19 protein-coding genes are annotated in these 23,568 nt (G+C 54.0%); 11 read left to right on the top strand and 8 right to left on the bottom strand.

Annotation, left to right across the window (positions count from 1 at the left end):
• Positions 1-124: 124 nt before the first annotated feature.
• Positions 125-511, bottom strand: coding sequence for a c-type cytochrome (locus tag RIC05_RS07420; RefSeq protein WP_350046558.1), 387 nt, complete (start codon positions 509-511; stop codon positions 125-127).
• 204 nt (positions 512-715) lie between these two features.
• Between RIC05_RS07420 and RIC05_RS07425 the strand changes: the two genes are divergently transcribed.
• From RIC05_RS07425 to RIC05_RS07440, 4 genes are all read left to right on the top strand, one after another.
• Positions 716-1,231 carry a sigma-70 family RNA polymerase sigma factor gene (locus RIC05_RS07425; protein ID WP_350046559.1) on the top strand — a complete coding sequence of 172 codons (516 nt, stop codon included), beginning with the start codon at positions 716-718 and terminating at the stop codon, positions 1,229-1,231.
• Entirely contained in the window at positions 1,228-1,374 is a 147-nt protein-coding gene (locus RIC05_RS07430; protein ID WP_350046560.1) for a hypothetical protein, read from the top strand. The genes RIC05_RS07425 and RIC05_RS07430 overlap by 4 nt, the downstream gene beginning before the upstream one ends.
• Positions 1,374-2,552 carry a FecR family protein gene (locus tag RIC05_RS07435; protein ID WP_350046561.1) on the top strand — a complete coding sequence of 393 codons (1,179 nt, stop codon included), beginning with the start codon at positions 1,374-1,376 and terminating at the stop codon, positions 2,550-2,552. The genes RIC05_RS07430 and RIC05_RS07435 overlap by 1 nt, the downstream gene beginning before the upstream one ends.
• Before the next feature lie 231 nt (positions 2,553-2,783).
• Positions 2,784-5,213, top strand: coding sequence for a TonB-dependent siderophore receptor (locus RIC05_RS07440; protein WP_350046562.1), 2,430 nt, complete (start codon positions 2,784-2,786; stop codon positions 5,211-5,213).
• An 87-nt stretch (positions 5,214-5,300) separates the two neighbouring features.
• Here the strand turns inward: RIC05_RS07440 and RIC05_RS07445 are convergent, their stop codons facing one another.
• Positions 5,301-6,209, bottom strand: coding sequence for a LysR family transcriptional regulator (locus RIC05_RS07445; RefSeq protein WP_350041832.1), 909 nt, complete (start codon positions 6,207-6,209; stop codon positions 5,301-5,303).
• A gap of 241 nt (positions 6,210-6,450) precedes the next feature.
• Between RIC05_RS07445 and RIC05_RS07450 the strand changes: the two genes are divergently transcribed.
• The 5 genes from RIC05_RS07450 (at position 6,451) to RIC05_RS07470 (ending at position 13,112) form a co-directional block, all read left to right on the top strand.
• Positions 6,451-7,398, top strand: coding sequence for a tripartite tricarboxylate transporter substrate binding protein (locus RIC05_RS07450; protein WP_350046563.1), 948 nt, complete (start codon positions 6,451-6,453; stop codon positions 7,396-7,398).
• 66 nt (positions 7,399-7,464) lie between these two features.
• Positions 7,465-9,534 (top strand): tripartite tricarboxylate transporter permease, encoded by a 2,070-nt coding sequence (locus RIC05_RS07455; protein WP_350046564.1) that lies wholly within the window; start codon positions 7,465-7,467, stop codon positions 9,532-9,534.
• Between the two features lie 52 nt (positions 9,535-9,586).
• Positions 9,587-10,663 (top strand): tartrate dehydrogenase, encoded by a 1,077-nt coding sequence (locus RIC05_RS07460; RefSeq protein WP_350046565.1) that lies wholly within the window; start codon positions 9,587-9,589, stop codon positions 10,661-10,663.
• 35 nt (positions 10,664-10,698) lie between these two features.
• Complete coding sequence (locus RIC05_RS07465; RefSeq protein WP_350046566.1) at positions 10,699-12,033, top strand: glycerate kinase type-2 family protein; 1,335 nt, start codon at positions 10,699-10,701, stop codon at positions 12,031-12,033.
• Complete coding sequence (locus tag RIC05_RS07470; RefSeq protein WP_350046567.1) at positions 12,030-13,112, top strand: tartrate dehydrogenase; 1,083 nt, start codon at positions 12,030-12,032, stop codon at positions 13,110-13,112. Before RIC05_RS07465 ends, RIC05_RS07470 begins: the two co-directional genes overlap by 4 nt.
• A 158-nt stretch (positions 13,113-13,270) precedes the next feature.
• Here RIC05_RS07470 and RIC05_RS07475 read toward each other — a convergent pair whose 3' ends face one another.
• The 6 genes from RIC05_RS07475 to RIC05_RS07500 form a co-directional block, all read right to left on the bottom strand.
• Positions 13,271-14,197, bottom strand: a complete 927-nt coding sequence (locus RIC05_RS07475) for an ABC transporter permease (RefSeq protein ID WP_350046568.1) — start codon at positions 14,195-14,197, stop codon at positions 13,271-13,273.
• A gap of 4 nt (positions 14,198-14,201) precedes the next feature.
• Complete coding sequence (locus RIC05_RS07480; RefSeq protein WP_350046569.1) at positions 14,202-14,987, bottom strand: ABC transporter ATP-binding protein; 786 nt, start codon at positions 14,985-14,987, stop codon at positions 14,202-14,204.
• 342 nt (positions 14,988-15,329) lie between these two features.
• The gene (locus tag RIC05_RS07485) at positions 15,330-16,316 is read right to left on the bottom strand and encodes an ABC transporter substrate-binding protein (RefSeq protein ID WP_350041824.1); all 987 of its coding nucleotides are present in this window, start codon (positions 16,314-16,316) and stop codon (positions 15,330-15,332) included.
• Positions 16,317-16,537: 221 nt separating this feature from the next.
• A complete protein-coding gene (locus tag RIC05_RS07490; protein ID WP_350046570.1) occupies positions 16,538-16,915 on the bottom strand; it encodes a VOC family protein in 378 nt (125 codons plus the stop codon).
• Between the two features lie 18 nt (positions 16,916-16,933).
• The gene (locus RIC05_RS07495; protein WP_350046571.1) at positions 16,934-18,097 is read right to left on the bottom strand and encodes a hypothetical protein; all 1,164 of its coding nucleotides are present in this window, start codon (positions 18,095-18,097) and stop codon (positions 16,934-16,936) included.
• A 163-nt stretch (positions 18,098-18,260) separates the two neighbouring features.
• Positions 18,261-18,932, bottom strand: coding sequence for a TetR/AcrR family transcriptional regulator (locus RIC05_RS07500; RefSeq protein ID WP_350046572.1), 672 nt, complete (start codon positions 18,930-18,932; stop codon positions 18,261-18,263).
• Positions 18,933-19,068: 136 nt separating this feature from the next.
• On the opposite strand from RIC05_RS07500, the gene RIC05_RS07505 reads away from it, so the two are divergent.
• Both RIC05_RS07505 and RIC05_RS07510 read left to right on the top strand, forming a co-directional pair.
• Entirely contained in the window at positions 19,069-20,232 is a 1,164-nt protein-coding gene (locus RIC05_RS07505) for an efflux RND transporter periplasmic adaptor subunit (RefSeq protein WP_350041820.1), read from the top strand.
• Between the two features lie 11 nt (positions 20,233-20,243).
• Complete coding sequence (locus RIC05_RS07510; protein ID WP_350041819.1) at positions 20,244-23,390, top strand: efflux RND transporter permease subunit; 3,147 nt, start codon at positions 20,244-20,246, stop codon at positions 23,388-23,390.
• The last annotated feature ends 178 nt before the right edge of the window (positions 23,391-23,568 follow it).

Raw genomic sequence — 23,568 nt, forward strand, 5'->3', positions numbered from 1 at the left:
GAAGCAAAACCGTGCCAATTGCGATCATCACTGGATATGCCATGTTTGATGACGCTGTTTAATTGCGCACGAATGATGTCTTTTGCAGGGGCGGACGGCGATTTGTGGAGACAGCCCGAAAATATTACCCGTTGTCGCGGGCATTTGCCTCGCGGGTCAGTTCACCAAGATAGACCAGAAGGTCCGCAATACTTTCCGGGGTGAAGGAAAATTCCGGCATGGTCATGCTGTCATGGGAAACCGTGATGCCTTCGGCCAATGCTTCTTCCAGATTTTCAAGCGGCCAGCGTTGGCCGAAACTGGCAAGGGGCGGGGCATCTGTGATGGTCGGGTCGGGCAGGGGATCGCCTTTGAATTTTGTGTGGCAGCGCAAACAGGTTTGTTCGGCAATTGATTGCCCCTGTGTGACGTCGCCATGTTCTTCGCCCTTGCGGTTCATATAGTCGCCAACCCCCCACATGCCTGCGGCGACAAGGCCGGTCACAAGGATGACAAGGCTGATTTTCTGCATGGTGGATCTCCCCGAGGCGGTTGTTTCTTGTTGATATTATCGAACGATAGCAAAGGTTGGTAAGGAATTTCCTAAGCCGGGTTTTACGCGATCAGACCAATGGATAGGGTTATGTAAAGGTTATTGATAATCAGTCTCAATTACTGTAGGTGTCGTGCCACTGCGGGCCCAAACCTGCCGGTGCGTCCTTAAAGGAAAATCTGATTGCCTGGAAATTCATCCTCATTGGCCCTGTTTATGCGCCAGCGTTCTGCGCTTGTGAACTATGCCAGCAACATCATCGGCAGCCGCGTTCTGGCCGAAGATCTGGTACAGGAAGCCTGGCTTCGGTTTGATGCGGCGTCCAAGGGCCGGTTTCTTGATGATGCGACCGGGTATCTATACCGGATCGTGCGCAATCTTGCCCTTGATAGCAAACGGCGTGATGCGCGTGAATATAGCGTAACAAACGCGTCGGACTATGACATCGCGGTGCAGGTATCCGCCGACGAGGCGCCCGATCCTGAAACCGTAATCCTGTATAAAGATGATTACGCCAAGGCGATGGAAGCCTTGGGCGAGCTTCCTGAACGCACGCGCATTGCCTGCGAAATGCACCGGTTTGGCGGGGCGAAACTGCGCGAAATTGCGACCTATCTTGATATTTCTATTCCGCTTGCCCACAAGCTGGTGGCCGATGGTATTGATCATTGCCGGCAACGGTTGGGCGGCTGGCCATGAAGGTAATGCATGACCGATCCGGGTTTTTCAGTGTAGAACAGCTTCGTGCCAAGACCCGTTCGGGTGGCAATCGGGACAAAAATTCGGGTGGGATGGCCTTGGACGCACCGTGTAACGGTGCCAAGCAGGGCGACGTGGCGTGATGACAGGCATAACTGATCCAGTCCAGAAACAGGTGGCACAGGAAGCAACCGATTGGTTGATCCTGTTGCAGGATGATCCTGATAATGCGGAGCTTAGTGCGCAGTTTGCGCAGTGGTGCGGGCAAAGCGATGATCATATCGCGGCCTGGAATGCGACCTGCAAGGCAGCAGACCTGATGGCGCAGGTCAAACCGTTTGATGCCGATGTGAACCAAGGTGGTCAGGCCGACTGGCAACGGTTCCTTGCCAAAACACGTGCCGAGAATAACGCCGAAAAATCCGAAGCAGACGAAACATCCGAGCCAAACAAGGATGCCGCCGGGATCAATCGGGGGGATGGGCCAAACGATCATCCCGATGGGCCGGTGATGTCTGAGGATGCAAAGAGCCTTCACCTGCCAAATGGCACCGTTATTTCCTTGCAAAGCCGTTTTGATCAGCGGGGCAATAAAACATGGCGGGGCATCGGGCTTGGCGGGTTGGCGGTGGCGGCATCGCTTATGGCGGCGATCATTGGTCCCAAAATCGCAACCGAACTGCGTGCCGATCATATAAGCGGCACGGCCGAGATCAAAACGATCACGCTTTCTGATAACAGCACAGTCACCCTTGCCCCGGAAAGTGCGATCACGGTCCGGTTTGATGGCAAGACCCGTTTTGTTGAATTACTTGACGGTGAAGCCTTTTTTGACGTGACCCCAAACCCGGAACAACCGTTTCAGGTTGGCGCAGATACCGTCACGGTAACTGTGCTTGGCACCGGATTTGATGTATCGGATAGCGGCAATGTATCAAAGGTGGGCGTCGAGCACGGGTTGGTTCAGGTGGATAATGCCGATCATGTCCCCGAACTTTCACAAAAACTGACCGCGGGTGAAGCGATACGGGTGGCGCGCGATGGCAGTGTTATCCGCAGCACGACGCCAAAAGGCCAGGTCGCACCATGGCGGAACCATCAATTGATCGCACAGGATCAGCCATTGGCCGTAATTGTCGATCAATTGCGCCGCTATTACAGCGGCACCATCCTGATCACGGATGAAGCCCTTGGGCAGCAAACGGTGACAGGGGTGTATCGTCTTGATGATCCGGTATCGGCGTTGCGCGGTATGGCACGGGCGCAAAATGCGACTGTGCGCGAACTTACCCCGTGGGTTCTGATCGTTTCACCTTCCTGATTTTTTGATCCATCCATCAGTGTTCGAAACCCGCAAGGCCTTTGGGCTTGGCGACGGTTTTCTGCATGCTCAAATCACCGGGTTTCAGGTCTTTTCGGAAAATTTTCGCATTTATTGAAAGTATTTTTGAAAAAAGCCAATCGGCAGCCGTTTTGTTTTGTATGCGCCACTGAGAAGCATTTGCATTCTCAAGTTGGTTGAGGCATATGACAAGAAACGGAGAATAGACGAATGAAGAACGGGGGTGCATCCGCACTGCGAAATCGTGGTCGCGTTGCCGTAATCGCCACTGCCTTGATGATGACGAGTGCCTTGGTGCCGGTGATGTTTGCCACACCTGCGTTCGCACAGGCGGCGAGTGCCACGACGGCCGGGCAGAACGGTATTGAGGGTCAATATGCATTTGATATTCCCGCACAGTCATTGACCAGTGCGCTGGCGCAATTTGGCGTTCAGACCGGTTTGCAGGTGACAGTTGACGGGGCGCTTGCGCGTGATGTACAGGCCGGTGCGGTATCGGGGACCATGCGTGCCGATACGGCACTTGAAACCCTTTTGCAGGGGACCGGGCTTAGTTTTGATGTGACCAGTGATGGCACGGTGGTGATCGAACCTTTGGTAACGGGGGAGGCAGCACAGGGGGAAGTTCTTGACCCGGTGCGGGTTGAAGCCAACGCATCGGATGTAACCGGCCCGAAAGATGCGATTACCGAGAGCTTTGTCGCATCGCGCAGTGTGACGGGATCAAAAACCAATACGCAGGTGCTTGATGATCCAGCCTCGGTTTCGGTGATTACGCAAAAGGAAATGGAAACCCGCAATGTACAGGATATGCAGCAGGCATTGGCCTATACATCGGGGGTTGCCGTTGATGAATACGGTTCTGATGACCGCTTTGACTATGTCCGTATCCGCGGATTTGGTGAAACGACCAATGGCGTTTACCGCGATGGGTTGCCAAATCATGTGCCGGGCTGGACGGTCAGCCGGGTTGAACCTTATGGGCTTCAGCAGATTGATATTTTAAAGGGATCGACATCGACCCTGTTTGGTATGAACGCGCCGGGTGGTCTGGCCAACGGCATTACCAAACGCCCGGAAGATGACGCACGCGGCGAAGTTTTCACGACCTTTGGTGAAAACCATCTGACCACCGGCGGTGATGTGACCGGCCCGGTGGCCGAAGACAGCAAATGGACATACCGTTTGACCGCACTTTGGCAGGATGCGGAACGTGCGCAGGATTATTCCAGAGATGACCGGCTTTATGTCGCACCGGCTTTTACCTATAAGCCAAAGGCCGGAACGGAGCTGACCATTCTGACCGATTACAGCAAGCGCGAAAGCAGCCTTGCCTATGGTGTGCCACGCGGGGTGGATATCGATCCGAATACATTTTTGGGCGAGCCGGATTTTAACAAATTCAACACCGAACAGTATGAATTTGGCTATGATTTCAAACACCTGATCACGGATCGTCTGGAATTCCGCCAGATTGCGCGCTACACCAATGTTGAACTGGAATATCGTCAGGTGGCGGCTGAATCAAGCAGCCCAACGGCTAACCGGACGGCCTATAAAATCGATGGTGAGATGAGCAACTTTGCCATCGACAACCAGTTCGAATACGACCGCAGCTGGGACACAACCGACGCCAAAACGCTGGTCGGGTTTGATTACAACCGCATCGATAACCGTGAAACGGCCAAATACGGCACGGCGACGGGGATCGGGTTTGTTAATCCCGTTTATTGCGGTGTGGGATGTATCAACGCCAACACCCACTGGACGGACTGGGACATCGAACAGAATGCCTATGGTCTGTATGCACAAGAACAGCTTACCCTTGATGATACGTGGATTGTCACGTTGGGCGGGCGCTATGACTATGTGCAAAGTGACACCTATTACGTCAATAACGGCACGACCGAGGAAAACGATCAGCAGTCCTTCACCACACGTGCGGGCCTGACCTATAAGGTGACACCGGATGTGTCGGTTTACGGGAATTATTCTGAATCGTTCCTGCCGGTTTATAACAGCATCACGAGTGTCGAAGGCGAAGTGAAGCCGCAGGAAGGCACGCAATATGAAGTCGGGATCAAATATCAGCCTGAAGCAATCGATGCGATGTTTACCCTTGCGGCGTTTGATCTGACCCAGACCAATGTGCCTTATAACGTCACATCCAATGTCAAAAGCCAGATCGGTGAGATCAATACGCGCGGGATCGAGTTCGAAGGCAAAATGTCGCTGACCGATCAGGTCAATATGACGGTGGCTTATACCTATCTTGATGCTGAAATCGTCAATGACGGCAATGGCACCAATGATGGCAACCGCCCGCAGCAGATCCCGGAACATACGGCATCGGCGTGGGTTGATTATACCGTGCCCGGACAGGGCTGGCGCGGGGATCTGACCTTTGGGTCAGGGGTTCGTTTTGCCGGGCCAAGCTATGGCGACAATGCCAATCAGGTGGACATTGCATCGCACACCGTCTTTGATGCGGCGATCAATTACCGCATTACCGAGAACGTGAATTTTGCGATCAATGCAACCAACCTGTTTGATCGTGAATATGTCACCACAAGTTACAATAGCGTCGACTATTACGGCGATGGCCGCACGGTTCTTGGAACGTTGAAATACAGCTGGTAACACCGGCGATATCAAAGCAAACGGCCGCCCGTTCCAGAGTTGGAAGGGTGGCCGTTTTGCTATTGGAAATCAGCAATCGGTTTTGGCTTATTGAATGCGGGCGGTGGAGTTTTTGCGCAGGTTCCGGTGCAGAAAATCGATAAAGATGCGGACTTTGGCCGACAGGTTATGGCGTTCCGGGTAGACGGCATAAATGTCGGCATCGACATGGGCGTATTGCGGTAGCACGAGTTGCAGGCGGCCTGCTTTGACGTGGCGGGCAATGTCCCATTCCGATCGCATCATGATGCCATGGCCGTTCAAGACCCAGCCCAAGGCGATTTCGCCGTCATTGCTGCTGAGTGTGCCGTGGACTTTGACGGTTTCGGAATGCTGACCGCGTTGAAATTTCCAAACATCATGGACGTCATTGTCCTGTCGCAGAATGATGCAGTTGTGATGGATCAAATCGGCCAAAGTTTTGGGCGTGCCGTGCTTTTCGATATAGGCCGGGGATGCACATAAAAACCGCCGGTTGCCCTGAAGCTTGCGCGCGCGAATGCGGGAATTGGGCAATCCGCCAAACCGGATGCCAAGGTCGATGGCTTCTTCGACCATGTTCATCGGGGCATCGGTCAGCAGCAACTGGGTTTCGACTTCGGGATAGAGATGGCAAAATTCCGAAATTACCGGGGCGACATATTCCCGACCAAACCCGAAGGTGGCATTGATGCGCAACAGCCCGCTTGGCGTTTCGCTTGCCTTTGTTACGCGTTGTTCAAGGTCTTCGATCTCGCGCATGATCTGGATGGCGCTTTGAAAATAGGCCTCGCCTTCGCTGGTCATGCTGATCCGGCGCGTTGTCCGGTTTAACAGCCGCACCCCCAACCGGTCTTCAAGTTTCGCCAACCGTTTGCTGACGGCCGGTGGCGACAGATTGAGTTCGAGTGCGGCGGCCGAAAGATTTCCCTTACGGACCAGAAGGACAAAAAAGCCGAGATCACTGTCAGAAGACATTCTTAACCTGTGCGACATAATGAAATGAATAATCAGAAATTATACTGATTTAATAAAAAATCTACACTGCAAGTGTCATTCGGGCAGTGTTTCAAGAATAACGGTGCGTCCTACAGCACGATTAATCGCCCGAACGACGTCAGGGAAACTCTGGCAGGGTGGTTGAATTGTCCAAGTCTTCGGTCACCTGCCGGAATGCTGATCAAAATGGTCAGCCCATTCATAACCGGGAGGAATACCAATGCGTAAGCTCGCACTTGCGGCGGCCTTGGCCGCGACTTTCTTTGCAACCCCTGCATTTGCCGAATTTCCGGAAAAGACCATCAATTACATCATTCCGTTTAATGCGGGTGGTGAGTCTGATGTGTCCGCACGTTTTCAGCAGGCCTATCTCGAACAGATTTCCGGTCAGCCGGTTGTCATTCAATATATGGCCGGTGCCGGTGGTGCACAGGCATGGTCGCAGCTAAATGGCATGGAAGGTGATGGCTACACCATCATGGGGATCAATCTGCCCCATACCATCCTGCAGCCGATGGAAAAAGATGTCGGGTACGAGACCAAGGACCTGACCTATATCAACTTCTTTCACTACACGCCGAATGCCTTGTTCGTTCCCAAAGACAGCGAATTTAACTCGCTTGGCGATTTGATCGAATATGCAAAAGCCAATCCGGGGATGGTGACGCTGAGCGGGTCCGGGTCGAATTCCGCCAACCATCTTGGTCAGGTTCAGTTTGACCAGCTTGCAGATATCACCACAACCTATGTTCCGTTTAGCGGAACCGGCCCGGCGGTGACGGCAATTCTGGGCAGTCAGACCACGGGTGGCTTTAACTATGTCACATCGGGTGTGAATAACGGCGATGGCATGCGGATGCTTGCCGTGGCCTCGGAAAACCGTGTGAAGGCTTTCCCGGATGTTCCGACATTCAAGGAACTTGGATTTGACATTACCGGCGGTGCATTCCGCGGTGTGGCTGTTCCGAATTCAACCCCGGAACCGATCCGTGAAAAAATCTCGCAGATGGTGACCGAGGTGAACAATAACAGCGAATTCCAGAAAAAGATGGAAGATGCCGGCTTTGTTCTGACCGATATCCCGTACGATTTCATCAATGATTTCGTCGCGGCCAAAGCAGAAGAATACCGCGCAATCGCCGAGACGCTTGGCATCGCCAATCGATAACCGGCGCAAGCGACCAATAAGAAACCTGCGACAATAAAAAAATCGGGATTGGAAAGGTCCATCGTCATGGAGCTCCTTGGCTATTTCGTTAACGCCCTGACGCCTTTGAATATTTTGATGGCGCTTGGCGGCGTGGTTCTTGGCACGGTAATCGGTGCTTTGCCGGGATTGTCGGCAACTATGGCGGTGGCCGTTCTGGTCCCTTTTACATTCACAATGGATCCAGCTACCGGCTTGATCGCACTGGGTGCGATTTATACCGGGGCCATTTATGGCGGGGCCTATGCCGCCATTCTGGTTAATACACCGGGAACGCCATCAGCAATCGCGACCACCTTTGATGGTTTCCCGATGGCCAAACGCGGTGATGGTAGTCTGGCAGTAACACTGGCAACGCTTGCGTCTGTTTTTGGCGGGCTTGTCGGGGGTGTGTTCCTGTTGCTGCTGTCACCGCCGCTGGCCAAGGTTGCCTTGGCCTTCGGGCCACCGGAATATTTCTGGCTGGCGATTTTTGGACTGACCCTTATTTCCGCCCTGTCGGTTGGCAATACGCTTAAAGGATTGCTGGGCGGTTGTGTCGGCCTGATGTTGGCAATGGTCGGGGTGGCCGTGGTTGGCGGGGATATCCGTTTTACCATGGGAACCCATATGTTGCTGGGCGGGTTCGATATTGTTTCCGCATTGATCGGTCTTTACTGCATTCCGGTTTTGATTGATCTGGTGGCAACCCCGGACCCGCATTTAAAGGTCGAACAGGGCAATCGCGGCATTCGCCTGCGCGAAGCATTCGGCATTGCCTGGAGCAGTAAATTCAACGTTCTGCGAAGTTCATTGATCGGGACTGTGATCGGTGTTTTGCCCGGTGCCGGGGGATCGATTGCCGGGTTGGTGTCCTATTCCGAAGCGCGCCGGTCATCCAAACATCCTGAAACCTTTGGCAACGGGGCGCCGGATGGCATCATTGCCACGGAATCAGCCAATAACGCCACGGTTGGCGGCGGCTTTATCCCGACATTGGTGTTGGGTATTCCCGGCACACCGCCAGATGCGGTTATTCTTGGCGCCTTGCTGGTGCAGGGGATCAAGATCGGGCCGACCCTGTTCACCCAACAAGGCGACATTGTTTATACCTTTATTTTTGGCTTGCTGATCGCGACCGCCTTGATGCTGCCGGCGGGGCTTTTGATCGGGCGCTATGCCTATAAATCCATCGCATCCATCCCCAAGACCCTTCTGGTGCCGACCATTGCGTTCTTAACCGTCGTTGGCAGCTTTGCCATCCACAGCAACCTGCATGATGTGCAGATGATGCTGGCGCTTGGCGTGATTGGCTGGCTTTTGAACCGCTGTGGTTTTGCGCCATCACCAATTGTTCTTGGACTTGTACTGGGTCAGATTGCCGAACAGGGGTTTGTTCAATCCTATCTGATTGGCAATGCGACCGGGAACCTGACCGGCATGTTCTTTGGTCGGCCGATCAGTCTGGCGATTGTGGTTCTGGCGGGCTTCACGTTGCTTTATCCGCTGGTGTTTGCCAAGCGTAAGGAAAAAGCCCGGAAACGTGCACTGGATGCGGCACGGAACTTTAATGACAGTGACGGCGCCACGACGTTGCCTGAGGCAGATGCACCAAAACCCGGGTTTGAACCATTTGCGGGTGTTAAAAAACTGATGGCGCAGCCACGCGATGCTGCCGGGATGATGTTGTCGGTATTGTTGATCATTGTTGCTGTCCTGGCCTTTGTCCAGACATCATCGATGTCGCCGATGGGATCGGTGTTCCCAAGCACAATTTCGGTTGCCATCATTGTCCTGTCGATCGTGCTTCTGGGGTTGAATTTCTTGCGCAAACCAGCAGGCAAGGCAGCAGGCCACGGAGCAGTCGAAGAATCATCATCTCGGCGGTATGCCTTGGTGGCCGTCATGGCGATTTGGGTTGCCGGTGTGCCAATTGTCGGGTTTGGTTGTATGGCGGTTCTGGCGTTCTTATTGCTGGCCCGGATATCCTGTTATGAGGCGATGACCCGGAAACAAATTCTTGGTGAGGCCGTTGCCGGCATTGTGATTGTCGGCGGTCTTTACCTTCTTATGGCAGAAGTTCTTCTGATCAGAATGCCAAAGGGGCTTCTGTTCTAGGACCATCGGTCACAAGAAAACTCCTTAACCTGCTAACGAACAGAGACTGAAAATGAAAAACTATCGTATTGCAGCCATCCCCGGCGACGGGATCGGTAAAGAGGTTGTTGCGGCCGGTGTTGAAGTTCTTGACGTGCTTGCCAAGCGCGACGGTGGCTTTACCATGAGCTTTGATCATTTCGACTGGGGTTCGGACTATTACAAAAAGCACGGGCTGATGATGCCAGCCGATGGTCGCGATCAGATACGCGATCATGATGCGATCTATTTTGGTGCAGTTGGTGCGCCCGATGTGCCGGACCATGTTACTCTTTGGGGTTTGCGTCTGGCGATTTGTCAGCCGTTTGATCAATACGCCAATGTCCGCCCGACCCGTATTCTACCGGGCATTGAAAGCCCGCTTCGCAACGTTAAGCAAAGCGAACTTGACTGGGTGATTGTGCGGGAAAATTCCGAAGGCGAATATGCCGGTCAAGGCGGGCGTTCGCATGTGGGTTTGCCCGAAGAAGTCGCAACTGAAGTTTCGATTTTCACCCGTGCCGGTGTCACCCGGATCATGCGGTTTGCCTTTGATATGGCGCTCAGCCGTCCGCGTAAGAAATTGACTGTCGTGACCAAATCAAATGCTCAGCGTAACGGCATGGTCATGTGGGATGAAATTGCCAGCGAAGTCGCACAGGATTACCCGGATGTTGAATGGGACAAGATGCTGGTCGATGCCATGACCATGCGCATGACCCTGCGCCCGGAAACCCTTGATACGATTGTCGCAACCAACTTGCATGCCGATATTTTATCAGACCTTGCCGCGGCCCTTGCCGGGTCGCTTGGCATTGCACCGACCGCCAACCTTAATCCGGAAGGCAAATTCCCGTCCATGTTCGAACCCATTCATGGGTCGGCATTTGATATTACGGGTCAGGGCATTGCCAATCCTGTGGCGACGTTCTGGAGTGCGGTGATGATGCTTGACCATCTGGGCGAGCAGGCAGCGTCCGAACGATTGATGCGGGCGGTTGAACGCGTCACTGCGGATCGTACCCTTCATACGCCTGATCTTGGCGGAACGGCAACGACCCGTCAGGTGACAGATGCCGTGATTGCCGCGATCCAGGGCGATAATGCTTGATCGCGCAGGGTAAAATCACGGCGGGGGAACGCATCATGCAAAACGGGGCAGACCTGTTTGAACTTCAGAACCAGACCGATATCAAACCGTTTCTGGTTGGTCTGTTTGAAGCCGCCATTCGCGCGGCTGATCCCGATATATGCGTTCCCCCGCATTTGCCAGCGCCGCCCAAGGGACGAACGATTGTTATTGGTGCGGGCAAGGCGTCGGCCAAGATGGCCCGTGCGCTTGAACAGCATTGGGAAGGGAGCCTTTCGGGTGTTGTGGTCACCCGCTATGGCCACAGCGTTCGAACAGAGCATATCGAGATTATCGAAGCCGCCCATCCTGTGCCCGATCAGGCCGGTTGGTTGGCAACCCAGCGTATCAAGGATGCGGTGGCGGGATTATCGTCAGATGATCTGGTGATTTGTTTGATTTCTGGGGGCGGATCGGCCTTGCTGGTCGATCCGATTTCGCCGCTTGATCTTGACGGGATGCAGGCGATCAATCGCGATTTGCTGAAATCCGGTGCGTCGATTGACGAGATGAATTGTGTTCGACGGCATGTTTCAAACGTCAAGGGCGGGCGTCTGGCGGCGATGTGTTTCCCGGCAAAGGTTGTCACTTTGGCGATTTCGGATGTGCCGGGTGATCGGTTGCTTGATATTGCCTCTGGTCCGACGGTTGCCGACCCGACATCTTGCCGGGATGCTTTGGCGATCCTTGATCGGTATGGCATTTCGGTTCCGGCCAAAACCCGGACCATGTTGGAAAACGGCGAAAGCGAAAGCATCAAACCCGATGATCCGCGCATGGCAAATTGTCAGGCGGTTTTGATTGCAACGCCACAAATGGCATTGGAAGCAGCGGCCGATATGGTGCGCCAAGCTGGCATTGATGCCCATATTCTTGGCGATGCGATTGAAGGCGAGGCGTCAGAAGCAGGATGCGTCATGGCCGGAATTGCCCGCCAGGTTGCCTGCCGGGGACAACCGTTTAAACCGCCATGCGTTTTATTGTCTGGCGGGGAGACGACGGTTACGATCCTTGGGAATGGCCGGGGTGGGCGGAATGTCGAGTTTCTTTTGGGATTGGCCGTTGCCTTGGACGGTATGGCAAATGTTTATGGTGTTGCCGGGGATACCGACGGGGTCGATGGCATGGAAGAAATCGCTGGTGCGTATTTTGGGCCCGATACGATTTCCCGGGCGGCGGGGCTTGGGATCAAGGCAATTGAAAGTTTGGAAAACAATGACGGGCACAGCTTTTTTGAAGCACTGAATGACCAGATTGTCACAGGCCCGACATTGACCAATGTAAATGATTTTCGCGCAGTATTTATTACCGGGAAACACACCAACACCCCGGTCGGAGGAGACATAAAATGACGAACAAAGCCCACAAGATTGCAGTGATTGCCGGGGATGGCATCGGGACCGAAGTGATGCCCGAAGGTGTGCGCGTTCTGGAAGCAGCGGCCAAGGTTTACGGCATTGATCTGACGTTTGAGACGTTCGAGTTCGGATCATGCGATTATTACCTTAGACACGGTCAGATGATGCCTGATGACTGGAAGGCGCAGGTGGGTAATCACGATGCGATCTTCTTTGGCGCGGTTGGCTGGCCCGATACGGTTCCGGATCATATTTCACTGTGGGGATCGCTTATCCAGTTTCGGCGTGATTTTGACCAGTATGTCAGCCTGCGTCCGGCAAAGCTGATGCCCGGCGTTCGTTCACCGCTTGCCGGGCGCAAGCCGGGCGATATTGATTTCTATGTTGTTCGCGAAAATACCGAAGGTGAATATTCATCGGTCGGCGGAAAAATGTATCCCGGTACGGACCGCGAGATCGTCATTCAGGAAACGATCATGTCGCGGATCGGCGTTGACCGGATTTTGAAATATGCATTCGATCTGGCACAGAAGCGCCCGAAAAAACATCTGACTTCGGCGACAAAATCCAACGGTATTTCCATCACCATGCCCTATTGGGATGAACGGGTGATCGAAATGGCCAAAGAATATCCTGATGTCCGTTGGGACAAGTATCATATTGATATTCTGACCGCGCAGTTCGTGCTGAACCCGGATCGTTTTGATGTGGTTGTCGCATCGAACCTGTTTGGCGATATCCTGTCCGATCTTGGTCCGGCCTGTACCGGAACCATCGGCATTGCGCCATCTGGCAACATCAATCCCGAAGGCAAATTCCCGTCATTGTTTGAGCCGGTTCATGGTTCTGCCCCCGATATCGCGGGCAAGGGCATTGCCAACCCGATTGGTCAAATCTGGGCCGGTGCCATGATGCTTGATCATTTGGGATATACCGCCGCACATGACGGGATTTTGCAGGCGGTGGAAACGGCACTTGCAACAGAAGAGTTCCGCACAGCAGACCTTGGCGGCAAAGCCGATACCGTGACCTGCGGACAGGCAATCGTCGATGCGGTGTTGGCACAGGGCTGATTTTCAGATTTCCCGGCAGGTCGTCCTCCCGCCCGATCTTCTGGCGTCTAGTCAGGAGGTCGGGTTCCTGTTTTCTGAAAACATACCGGCATCTCTTAAACGAAAACGGCCGCCCAACAGGCGGCCGTTTTGCAGATGTGGTTGGAGTTGGCCTTAGCCTATTCGCGGAACTTTTCACGGGCAGGCGCGCCACCACGGCCACGTTTCAGGCTGGGCAGGGCCAGCATGGCCAGAACGAACAGACCGGTCGCCAGTTTAAGATCGGGCGGTGGCATGCCGGCGGCCAGACACAGCGAGACCAGTTGATAATAAATGATCGCACCGACAAACGGGGCAAGAAGCTGTCGAAACACCGATTGTTTGCCAACGACGGCCTCGCCGATCATAAGGGCGGCAAGCCCGTTGATCAGGATGCCAAGGCCCATATTCACATCGGCAAAGCCCTGTGACTGAACCATCAGCGCGCCACTGGTGGCCGAAAATGCACTGGCAAGGCCGACACCGATGATGGTTGATACCCAAACCGAAATGCCTTGTGCCTCGGCCATGGCCGGGTTGGAGCCAACGGCGCGTAATGCCGTTCCCTTTTCGGTTTTAAAGAACCAGTTCAGGGCCAAGAACACACCAGCACCAATGATCCCGGCGATGATGATCTTGCTGACCGGGAAGCCCGGTGTGACAAAGGGTGCCCAGTTGTAAACGCTGTCTGATCCAAAGATCGACAGGTTTGATTTGCCCATGATCCGCAGATTGATGCTGTAGAGCATCGTCATCATCAAGATACCGGCAAGCAGGGTATGAATACGGAACCGCAGGTGAATAAGCGCGGTACAGCACCCGGCCAGAAAACCACACAAAAGGGCGGCAACAATCGCCAAAGCCGGGTTAAAACCCGCTGCAATCATGACACCGCAGACACAACCGCCCAAAGGATAGGCGCCTTCGCTGGTCAGATCAGGGAAATGCAGGGTGCGGAACGGGATCATGATCCCCAAGACGACAAAGGCAAGGATCAAGCTTTGCGATAGGGTGACAGGCACCAGGGCGACATAGCTTGTGAAGGTCGAAGACAAAAATTCCATCATTGGATTACACCCCGGCCCCTAACATCATGGCATCGGTCTTGACCGCAAAATGGTCGACCAGTTTTGCCACCGTGACATTGGCCTTTTCAGCGCCCCCGATTTCCAGTTTGACCCGACCGGCATCGAGCATGATCACCCGGTGACCATAATCAACCGCGTGCTGCATGTTGTGGGTGACCATCAAGGTTGTCAGTTTCAGGGTATCAACCGCACGCACGGTTGCCTGCATCACCAGATCGGCAGTGCGCGGATCAAGGGCAGCGGTATGTTCGTCAAGCAACAACAAATCAGGCGATCCACCAACCGCCATGATCAAGGACAAGGATTGGCGCTGTCCGCCAGATAGCAATTCGACCTTGGTTTCAAGCCGGTTTTCCAGACCCAGACCAAGGGCGGAAAGCCGTTCCTTGTAATCGGCAAGGCGTTTGGCATTCAGCCCGCGCGACAAGGTGCGTTTGGTGCTGCGCAAATCTGCCAGAAGCATGTTTTCGGCAACGGTCATGCTGGCCGCTGTGCCGAGCATCGGGTCCTGAAACACCCGGGCAATCCGGGTGGCGCGGGTATGGACCGGGGTGTCGGTCACGTCATCGCCATTGATCAGGATTTGACCGCTATCAAGGGGCATGGCGCCGGAAACGGCGTTTAGCATGGTGCTTTTGCCCGCCCCGTTCGAGCCAATGACAACACCGAATTCGCCGGTTTTCAGGGTCAGATCAAGATCATCAAGCGCGATTTTTTCATCGGCTTGTCCGGCATAGAATGTTTTTCGTGCAGATCGGATTTCGAGCACCCGTCTTCTCCCAGGGTTTATTCTTATCCACGCAACTGAACCGGTTGCCCGGATTTGTGCGGATACGCGGAGTAAAATTGCGGAAAGATATGAATCTTTCAAGGTTTTACGACAAAGTCAGCCCGTGCAAATCCGGGCAATCCAAAGGACAATCGCTATGAGAGAGAACTCCTGCGTCAAACCCCTTGCGTGGGGGAGTGCCCCACGCTGCGGGTCTTTCCTTGTATTTCACTCTCATAGTGATTGCTGGTCCGGTTACGTGGATAAGAATGAACCCGAAACCATTGGCGCTGGTAAGAATGGTTCCTACCAGCGCCAATGTTTGTTCAAGTCGCGTTCGAATTATTCAACGATGCAACCGCAATCGTTAAAGGATGCCGGAATTTCAACGCCAAAGGCAGCTGCCGCTGATTTTGAAATCATGGGTGCATGCGTTTCATAGGACGGTGCCGATGGTGGGATGTCGGCAGGTGAGGTGCCCTTGAGAATCTGGGCGGCAATTTTACCTGCATTCAAACCAACCTGACCGTAATCGACCGAGAAGCTGGCCGGGACCGTGCCATTGGCAACCGCAGAACTGTCGGAGTTCACAATCGGAACGCCAATCTGGCGGGCGGCTGCGGAAACCGCGGCAATTGCCGGCTGGATCAGGTTTGATGCCGGGGTATAGATGACATCGGCTTTGCCGGCGACAGATGTAATGCGCTGCAAGATGTCATTGACGTTATCAATACCAACGGCCACGACCGAGAAACCGGCAGCCGGTGCGAGTTCTTCGACCTTTTCAAGCAAGGCAACGTCGTTTGCTTCGCCCGGATTGTACGGGATGGCAAGGCGTTTGGCATCGGGCAGAAGTTTGCGGGTAAATTCAAGAACCGCTGCAATGTCCTGCAAATCCGATGCGCCGGTCATGCCTTCGTCACCGGCGTCCCATGACGGGACCAGCTTGGCGGCAACCGGGTCGGTTACGGCGGAAAACACAATCGGAATGCCTGATCCAGCCAAGGCCTGTTTGGCGATCTGGGAAACCGGGGTGGTGACCGTATAGATCAGTTTGGGGTTTTCTGACTGCAGCTTCGTGATCATTTGCGGCACAAGGGATGCGTCAAAGTTGGTGTGGCTTTCGGAATAGGTCACGTCCGTGCCTTCGACAAAGCCGTTGGCGGCCATGGCTTCTTTGAAGCCAACAATCGCGGCATTCAGCTGCGGATGTTCGCCAAAATTGGCGATCCCGACTTTGATGGTGTCGGCAGATGCGCTGCTGATGGATGCGAAAAGGCTGCCTGCCAGGACCAGCCCGGAAAGAAGACCACTTTTGTTCAATTTCATTCTTTGAAACTCCCTGATTCTTTTGGGTCGGTATTGCGTCAAACCGACCTTGATCGCGGATCATGCGTAGTTCCGCGTACTACGTCAATAATATGTATGATCAAAATATGCCGACACCCTTTGCACACCGGGCGCGGGGCATGCTTTGACCAATGGCAAAGCGGCCATAAGTGTTTTGGATATGTGAGGTTTGTCGTCTTGGGCATCGGTTGCCAAGCAGATCAGTGCGGTGCAAAGGCCCGGCTTGAGATCGAGACAGAATTGCCTGACGGGTCTTTAAAATTGGCAAACTGATAGTTATCAGCCTGATGGATCGGGCCGATATCGATGCCGTCGTCGATCAATTTCTGGCGGAAAGCTTCGACATTGCTGACATCGAAAACCAGTTTGATCAAAGACTGGCCTTCTTTCTGGCCCTTGCCGGCGGGATGGAGCATCAGGATCATGCCGCCATCGTTTCGGCGCAGCTCGATGATGCGGTCATCGGGCTTTGTGAAAACCTGATACCCAAAGTAATCAGAATAGAACTGCACCATGGCGTCGATCTTTTTGGCATAAATGATCAGCCGGTTGCACGGTCCGGCGATTAGATTATCCAAAACAATACCTGTCACCGTCTAGCTGCCATCGGCGGTGCGAAATACGGTCAGGCCATTCACAATCACCCGACCATCGGGCAGCAACTTGCCATCATATTCTGTGGTGCCTTGTGGGCCGGGACGTCCGGCGGCAAGGCCATCTACAGCGAATGGGACAAGTGCGCCCAGAAGGGTCGGGCTATCAGGGGTGCCCAGCAGATCGACAAGGCGATCCTGTCCGAGCAATTTGACATCGAAATCGCCGGTGAAGCCATATCGTGCGGCGGCCTGGGCCAGGAATTCACCTGATCCAAGGGCCTCTAGGCCACGGGATTCAATATAAAATTCATCCACCTTGACCGGTGCGCCATTTGCCGCGGCCTTTTGCCACAGAGCATCACCGATCTGACGGCGCGCCATGCGCGGGGCCGTTCCGGTCAGGATATCGTGGAAGCCTTTTTCAATGATCGGTTTGGCATCGGTCCAAGGCAGGCCGGTGCTGCTGCTTTTGACCCGGACGGTGCGCGGTTGGAACAGGCTTGGCAGCCACAGGCCATCATGGCCGTAATCAAGATGGGTTTCACCGTTTTCACCGGGATACAGCACAAAGCTTGCCGATTGCATCGATCCGCGCTTTTCGCGGTTCGCCCCGGTCCATTCCGCTGCCTGCCATGCAATGCGGGCCAGTTCCGGCAACCATTGGATGACAAGGCCGTTCATCAACCAGTGTTTGCGCGTGATCGGTTCATCCCCGGTCAGGAAACTGGCCGAACCATCAAAGGTGACAGGCACATTGCGTTTGGTGTCCCAGCGCAGATAGCCACCGGCATTGCGCATGGTGATGTCGCGCTGGTCGCTTGTGGCTTCGGCCTGCATTTTGGCGCGTTCGGGAAGCTTGATATCAAGATCAAGCTGATCGGCGGTATCTGTGTTACGCACAATGACGCGCACATCATCCATGGTCAGTTCGCGGGCGGTCGAATATCCGCGCAGATCAAGGGAAATGGCGTCATAGACCAGTTCGACCGCGTCGCCATCAATCATACGGGCATCAAGTTCGGTTGCGGAAATACCCGACTGCATCAAAATGGCATCAACGGCTGTGCGGGCATCCTGAACGGAAATCGCTTGGGCGCGGCTGTTGAACGCAATCATTGAAATTGCACAAATTCCAACACTGAACAAAGCATGACGCACACGCATGAACTGATCCCCTGAGCTTTATAATTGGCGAACACGACTTAAACGTATCGTACTATTTACCCCAATTTTGGTGAAGGTAGGGCAAGGAATGACAATTATTATGCAGACTGCCCCTGACACCTGACAGGATGCTGTCAGGAGGGGGCTGTTAGAGATGAAGGTGTTAGGGGGTGTTGGTGCTGACGTCGTTGCGGTACGCAGGGCTTGCGACACCACAGAGAAAAATATCAACAACCCGTGTGACGCGCTGGGTGATTTCCGCGTCGGCATAGTGAGGAGGATTTATCAGCCGCAGCATCTGTTTTTGCCAGCCGCCCGATATCATGGAATCAAACAGTTCGGCGTAATGATCCGGGTCATCGATCACGATACGGCCAAGATCGTGCTGACGTTTCAGGTATCTTGCCAGGCGTGCCCGGGTGCTGTCGGGGCCGACTTTCATGAATTTATCAACTAGCGGTATAAAATGATGGCCTTCTGTGTAGAGAATCTTCGTGAAGCGAACGGCTTCCTCGGATAGTATCTTTTTGGCCAATTTGGTTGCGAAGTCCGTAAGGGCATCACGAGGGGGGAGATCAGTTTCCAGCGAGATGTGTAATTCTGCGGAAAACTCCATGCAGCGTTCGGTCATGACAGCAGCAATAAGACCGTCTTTTCCGCCAAATGCTTCGTAAAGGGTTGTACGAGAGCCACCCGATTGCGAAATAACATCATTAAGTGTGACGCCAGAGAACCCTTTATCAAGCAGAATTTGCCATGCAGCATCCATCATCGCACGCCGACGCGCAGACCCGCGAGAGGATTGATTTTCAAGCTTTTCTGGCGTTTCACTCATGATTTTTGATACTGCTGTTTTCGGCTCTTGATCGTGCAGTGCACAATGTGTACTGTACCGTACAGTATTTCGAAATGCAATGGCAAAGCGCCCTCAAAATGCTTTGCCCGGACTTAGAAGGAAAAGCAATTTGTCCATGCGATCTTGTTTGAAATTTGCTGGTATGGCCGCGCTTGCCGTGATGGTAGCTGCCTGCAGCGAAGAAAATAAAGGCGGAGAACAACAGGCAGCCGCGCCACAGCAGCAGGCAACGCCGGTTGGAACCGTGACCTTGGAGGCACAGACCGTTGGTCTTGTCGAAGAAATGCCCGGTCGCACGATCGCATTCCGACAGGCGGATATTCGTCCGCAGGTCGATGGCATTATCAAAGAACGCAATTTCACCGAGGGCGCGTTTGTTGAAGCTGGTCAGCAGCTTTATATGATTGATCAGGATGTCTATCTGGCGAAAGTTGATGCCGCACAGGCCGAACTTTCCCGTCAGCGTGCATCCCTTGATCAGGCAACCAAAACCCGTTCGCGCTATGACCCTTTGATCAAGTCGCAGGCGGTCAGCCAGCAGACATATGACGACGCGGTTTCCGCCGAAGCACAGGGCAAGGCATCTGTTGCTGCCGCCCGTGCCGAACTGGAACAGGCCCGTATTGATCTGGAATATACCACTGTGACCGCCCCGATTTCAGGGCAGATCGGATCTTCGGATTATTCCGAAGGTGCGCTTGTCACGGCCAATCAAAGCACCAAGCTGACCACGATTACCCAGCTTGATCCGATCTATGTTGATGTGACGCAGGCCGGTGGTCGTTTGATGAAAATCAAGCATGCCATTGCGAATGGCCGCATCAAGGGTGTTGAAGACGGCAATGTCGAAGTGTCGCTGATTGTTGATGCCACCGGCGAAGAATATCCGCACAAGGGAACATTGCAATTTTCAGACGTTACGGTGAATGAAACCACCGGCACCATCCGGTTGCGCGTTGTCTTCCCGAACCCGGATGGCACCCTTTTGCCAGGCATGTTTGTCCGTGGTCAGGTGCGTCAGGGTCGCATTGAAGGGGCGTTCCTTGTCCCGCAGAAAGCGGTGATGCGTCGCCCGGATGGATCGGCTTATGTCTATGTGGTCGGGGATGGCAAAGTCGTTTCCAAAGACATCACGATTGAGCAGTCCCAAGGACAAGATTGGCTGGTTTCGGCTGGTGTTGAAGATGGCGATCAACTGATTGTTGATGGCATCCAGCGCATCGGACCGGGCGCACCTGTTGCTGCCCAGCCTGTTGAAACCGCCAAAGCCGCCGAATAAGGACTTATTCAATGGCAAAATTCTTTATTGACCGTCCCGTATTCGCTTGGGTTGTGGCCTTGGTGATTATGCTGGCGGGGGGACTGTCACTTTGGCAATTGCCAATCGAACAGTATCCGTCCATCGCACCGCCATCTGTTGAAATCTCGGCGAACTATCCGGGGGCATCTGCGCAAACCGTTGAAAACACGGTGACACAGGTGATCGAACAGCAGATGAACGGTCTGGATTATCTGCGTTATATGTCGTCGAATTCTTCGGCAAACGGTCAGGTGTCGATCAAACTGACGTTTGAACCCGAAGCCGATCCGGACATTGCACAGGTTCAGGTTCAGAACAAATTGCAAGCTGCGATGTCGTCACTTCCGACCGAAGTGCAGCAGCAGGGTGTGACCGTTACCAAATCGAGCGGTTCGTTCCTGATGGTTGTCGGCTTTGTGTCGTCTGACGGTTCGATGAACGCAGAAGACCTTTCGGACTTTGTGGTTTCAACTGTTGAAGATCCGCTTGGTCGTGTGAACGGTGTTGGTTCGGTTCAGGTGTTTGGTGCGCAGCATGCAATGCGCATCTGGCTTGATCCGAACAAGATGCTTTCATACAACCTTGCCGTGACCGATATCAGTGCCGCGGTTCAAGCCCAGAATACCGAAGTTACCGCCGGTCAGATTGGCGGTGCGCCGTCCATTCCCGGCCAGCAGATCAACGCGACCATCACCGCCCAAAGCAAATTGCAGACGGTTGACGAGTTTGCCAACATCCTGCTTAAGGTCGAAACCGATGGTTCACAGGTTCGTCTTGGTGACGTTGCCCGCATCGAAATCGGTGGCGAAAGCTATGACGTTGTCGCGCGCTATAATGCGCAGTCTGCAACGGGTATCGGGGTGAACCTTGCAACCGGTTCGAACGCGCTTGATACGGCCGAGGCCATTAAAGCGCGTCTGGCGGAACTCAAGCCGTTCTTCCCGAAGGGCGTGGAAATCGTTTATCCGTATGACACCACCCCGTTCGTCAAAGTGTCGATCGAGGAAGTTGTTCATACCCTGTTTGAAGCAATTGTTCTTGTCTTCCTGGTGATGTTGCTGTTCCTGCAAAACTGGCGTGCGACCCTAATCCCGACGATCGCGGTTCCGGTGGTTTTGCTGGGCACATTCGGCATTCTTGCGGCCTTTGGCTATTCGATCAACACGCTGACCATGTTTGCCATGGTTCTGGCCATCGGCCTTTTGGTTGATGATGCCATCGTTGTGGTCGAAAACGTCGAACGTGTGATGCACGAAGACGGGCTTCCGCCGCGTGAAGCAACCCGCAAATCCATGGATCAGATTACCGGTGCGTTGATTGGTATCGCGCTGGTTCTTTCGGCGGTGTTTGTGCCGATGGCGTTCTTTGCCGGGTCGACAGGGGCGATTTATCGCCAGTTCTCGATCACGATTGTATCTGCAATGGCCTTGTCTGTTGTGGTGGCAATTGTTCTGACACCGGCCCTTTGCGCAACGATGCTTAAACCGACCCATGTCGATCCGCTTACGAAAAGGGGACCATTTGGCTGGTTTAACCGTGGCTTTGATAAAACCAACCGGTTCTATCAGGGCAGCGTTGATCATGTTGTGCATCGCAAATGGCGCTATCTGTTTGTCTATGTGATCCTTGTTGGCGGGCTTGCGGCCTTGTTCATTCGACTGCCGGGTTCGTTCCTGCCAGACGAAGATCAGGGTATCATGTTCTCGATGGTTCAGTTGCCTGCCGGTGCTTCGCAGGAACGTACGGTCGAAGTTCTCAAGAAGCTGGAAACCCACTTCCTTGAGAATGAAAAAGAAAATATCCAGGGTCTGTTCACGGTTGCCGGTTTCTCCTTTGCCGGTAGCGGTCAGAATGCGGGTATTGCCTTTGTGAACATGAAAGACTGGTCGGAACGTACGCGCCCCGATCAGGCCGTCGGTGCCGTGATCGGACGTGCTTATGGTGCGTTTGCCCAAATCCGCGATGCCATGGTCTTTGCCTTTGCCCCGCCTGCGATTATCGAGTTGGGGACGGCAAACGGCTTTGATCTTCAATTGGTTGATCTTGGCGGCAACGGACATGATGCGTTGATGGCCGCCCGCAACCAGCTTTTGGGCATGGCCGCACAGGACCCGCGTCTTGTCGGTGTGCGTCCGAACGGCCTGGCCGATATGCCGCAGTTTGCCATCAATATCGATCAGGAAAAGGCAAGCGCGCTTGCGATTGATCTGGCCGATGTTAACCGCACGCTGGCAACGGCGTGGGGGTCAAGCTATGTCAATGACTTCATCGAAAACGGCCGTGTGAAACGGGTTTATATGCAGGCAGATGCGAAATACCGCATGATGCCGAAAGACCTTGATTTCTGGTATGTCCGCAACGAACTGGGCGAAATGGTGCCGATTTCGGCCTTTGCCACGACGGAATGGACATATGGCTCGCCGCGACTGGAACGCTTTAACGGTTTGTCGTCCCTGAATATTCAGGGTGCTGCCGCACCGGGCGTTGCATCGGGTGATGCAATGATCGCAATGGAAGAACTTGTTGCCAAGATCCCGGGTGGTTTCGGGCTTGAGTGGCAGGGCGTTTCCTATGAGGAACGCGAAGCAGGGGAACAGGGACCGGCATTGTATGCTTTGTCCATGATCGTCGTCTTCCTGTGTCTTGCGGCGTTGTATGAAAGCTGGGCCATTCCGATCTCGGTCATGATGGTCGTGCCGTTGGGCGTTCTGGGTGCCGTGATCGCAGCCTTGCTGCGTGGGCTTCCCGATGACGTTTACTTCCAGGTTGCGATCCTGACCACGATTGGTCTGTCGGCCAAAAACGCCATCCTGATTGTCGAGTTCGCCCGCGAACTTTACGATCAGGGGATGGGGCTTCTGGAGGCAACTGTTGAAGCCGCACGTCAGCGTCTACGTCCGATCATTATGACGTCGATGGCCTTCACCCTTGGTGTTGTTCCCTTGGCGATCTCGACCGGTGCCGGTGCTGCTGCGCGTGTGGCGGTGGGTACCGGTGTGATGGGCGGTATGATTGCCGCGACCGTGCTTGCGATCTTCTTCGTGCCGCTGTTCTTTGTCTTGATTGTTGGCACCTTTGCCAAAAGCCGTTCCAAACGCGGTGACGTCAAGGCAGCCCACGAACATCCGGCGGAATAACCTGAAACGAACAAGGCCGGTCCAAACTGGACCGGCCTTGTGTGGCATCGCGCCGTGACGGTGCAGATTTAAAAATCTGCGTGATCCCCCGACCCCGCCGTTGCGCGTGCGTAAAAAGGGCCGATGCGAAAGCATCGGCCCTTTTGTTGTGGCCCTATCCAAAAGTGCCGTCAAGAGC

It is taken from the genome of Thalassospira sp., assembly GCF_040218635.1.
Classification (GTDB): domain Bacteria; phylum Pseudomonadota; class Alphaproteobacteria; order Rhodospirillales; family Thalassospiraceae; genus Thalassospira.

Coding starts and splice junctions, on each gene's coding strand:
- RIC05_RS07420 (WP_350046558.1), bottom strand. CDS start 511: ATGCAGAAAATCAGCCTTGTCATCCTTGTGACCGGCCTTGTCGCCGCA.
- RIC05_RS07430 (WP_350046560.1), top strand. CDS start 1,228: ATGAAGGTAATGCATGACCGATCCGGGTTTTTCAGTGTAGAACAGCTT.
- RIC05_RS07435 (WP_350046561.1), top strand. CDS start 1,374: ATGACAGGCATAACTGATCCAGTCCAGAAACAGGTGGCACAGGAAGCA.
- RIC05_RS07440 (WP_350046562.1), top strand. CDS start 2,784: ATGAAGAACGGGGGTGCATCCGCACTGCGAAATCGTGGTCGCGTTGCC.
- RIC05_RS07445 (WP_350041832.1), bottom strand. CDS start 6,209: ATGTCTTCTGACAGTGATCTCGGCTTTTTTGTCCTTCTGGTCCGTAAG.
- RIC05_RS07450 (WP_350046563.1), top strand. CDS start 6,451: ATGCGTAAGCTCGCACTTGCGGCGGCCTTGGCCGCGACTTTCTTTGCA.
- RIC05_RS07455 (WP_350046564.1), top strand. CDS start 7,465: ATGGAGCTCCTTGGCTATTTCGTTAACGCCCTGACGCCTTTGAATATT.
- RIC05_RS07460 (WP_350046565.1), top strand. CDS start 9,587: ATGAAAAACTATCGTATTGCAGCCATCCCCGGCGACGGGATCGGTAAA.
- RIC05_RS07465 (WP_350046566.1), top strand. CDS start 10,699: ATGCAAAACGGGGCAGACCTGTTTGAACTTCAGAACCAGACCGATATC.
- RIC05_RS07470 (WP_350046567.1), top strand. CDS start 12,030: ATGACGAACAAAGCCCACAAGATTGCAGTGATTGCCGGGGATGGCATC.
- RIC05_RS07475 (WP_350046568.1), bottom strand. CDS start 14,197: ATGATGGAATTTTTGTCTTCGACCTTCACAAGCTATGTCGCCCTGGTG.
- RIC05_RS07485 (WP_350041824.1), bottom strand. CDS start 16,316: ATGAAATTGAACAAAAGTGGTCTTCTTTCCGGGCTGGTCCTGGCAGGC.
- RIC05_RS07495 (WP_350046571.1), bottom strand. CDS start 18,097: ATGCGTGTGCGTCATGCTTTGTTCAGTGTTGGAATTTGTGCAATTTCA.
- RIC05_RS07500 (WP_350046572.1), bottom strand. CDS start 18,932: ATGAGTGAAACGCCAGAAAAGCTTGAAAATCAATCCTCTCGCGGGTCT.
- RIC05_RS07505 (WP_350041820.1), top strand. CDS start 19,069: ATGCGATCTTGTTTGAAATTTGCTGGTATGGCCGCGCTTGCCGTGATG.
- RIC05_RS07510 (WP_350041819.1), top strand. CDS start 20,244: ATGGCAAAATTCTTTATTGACCGTCCCGTATTCGCTTGGGTTGTGGCC.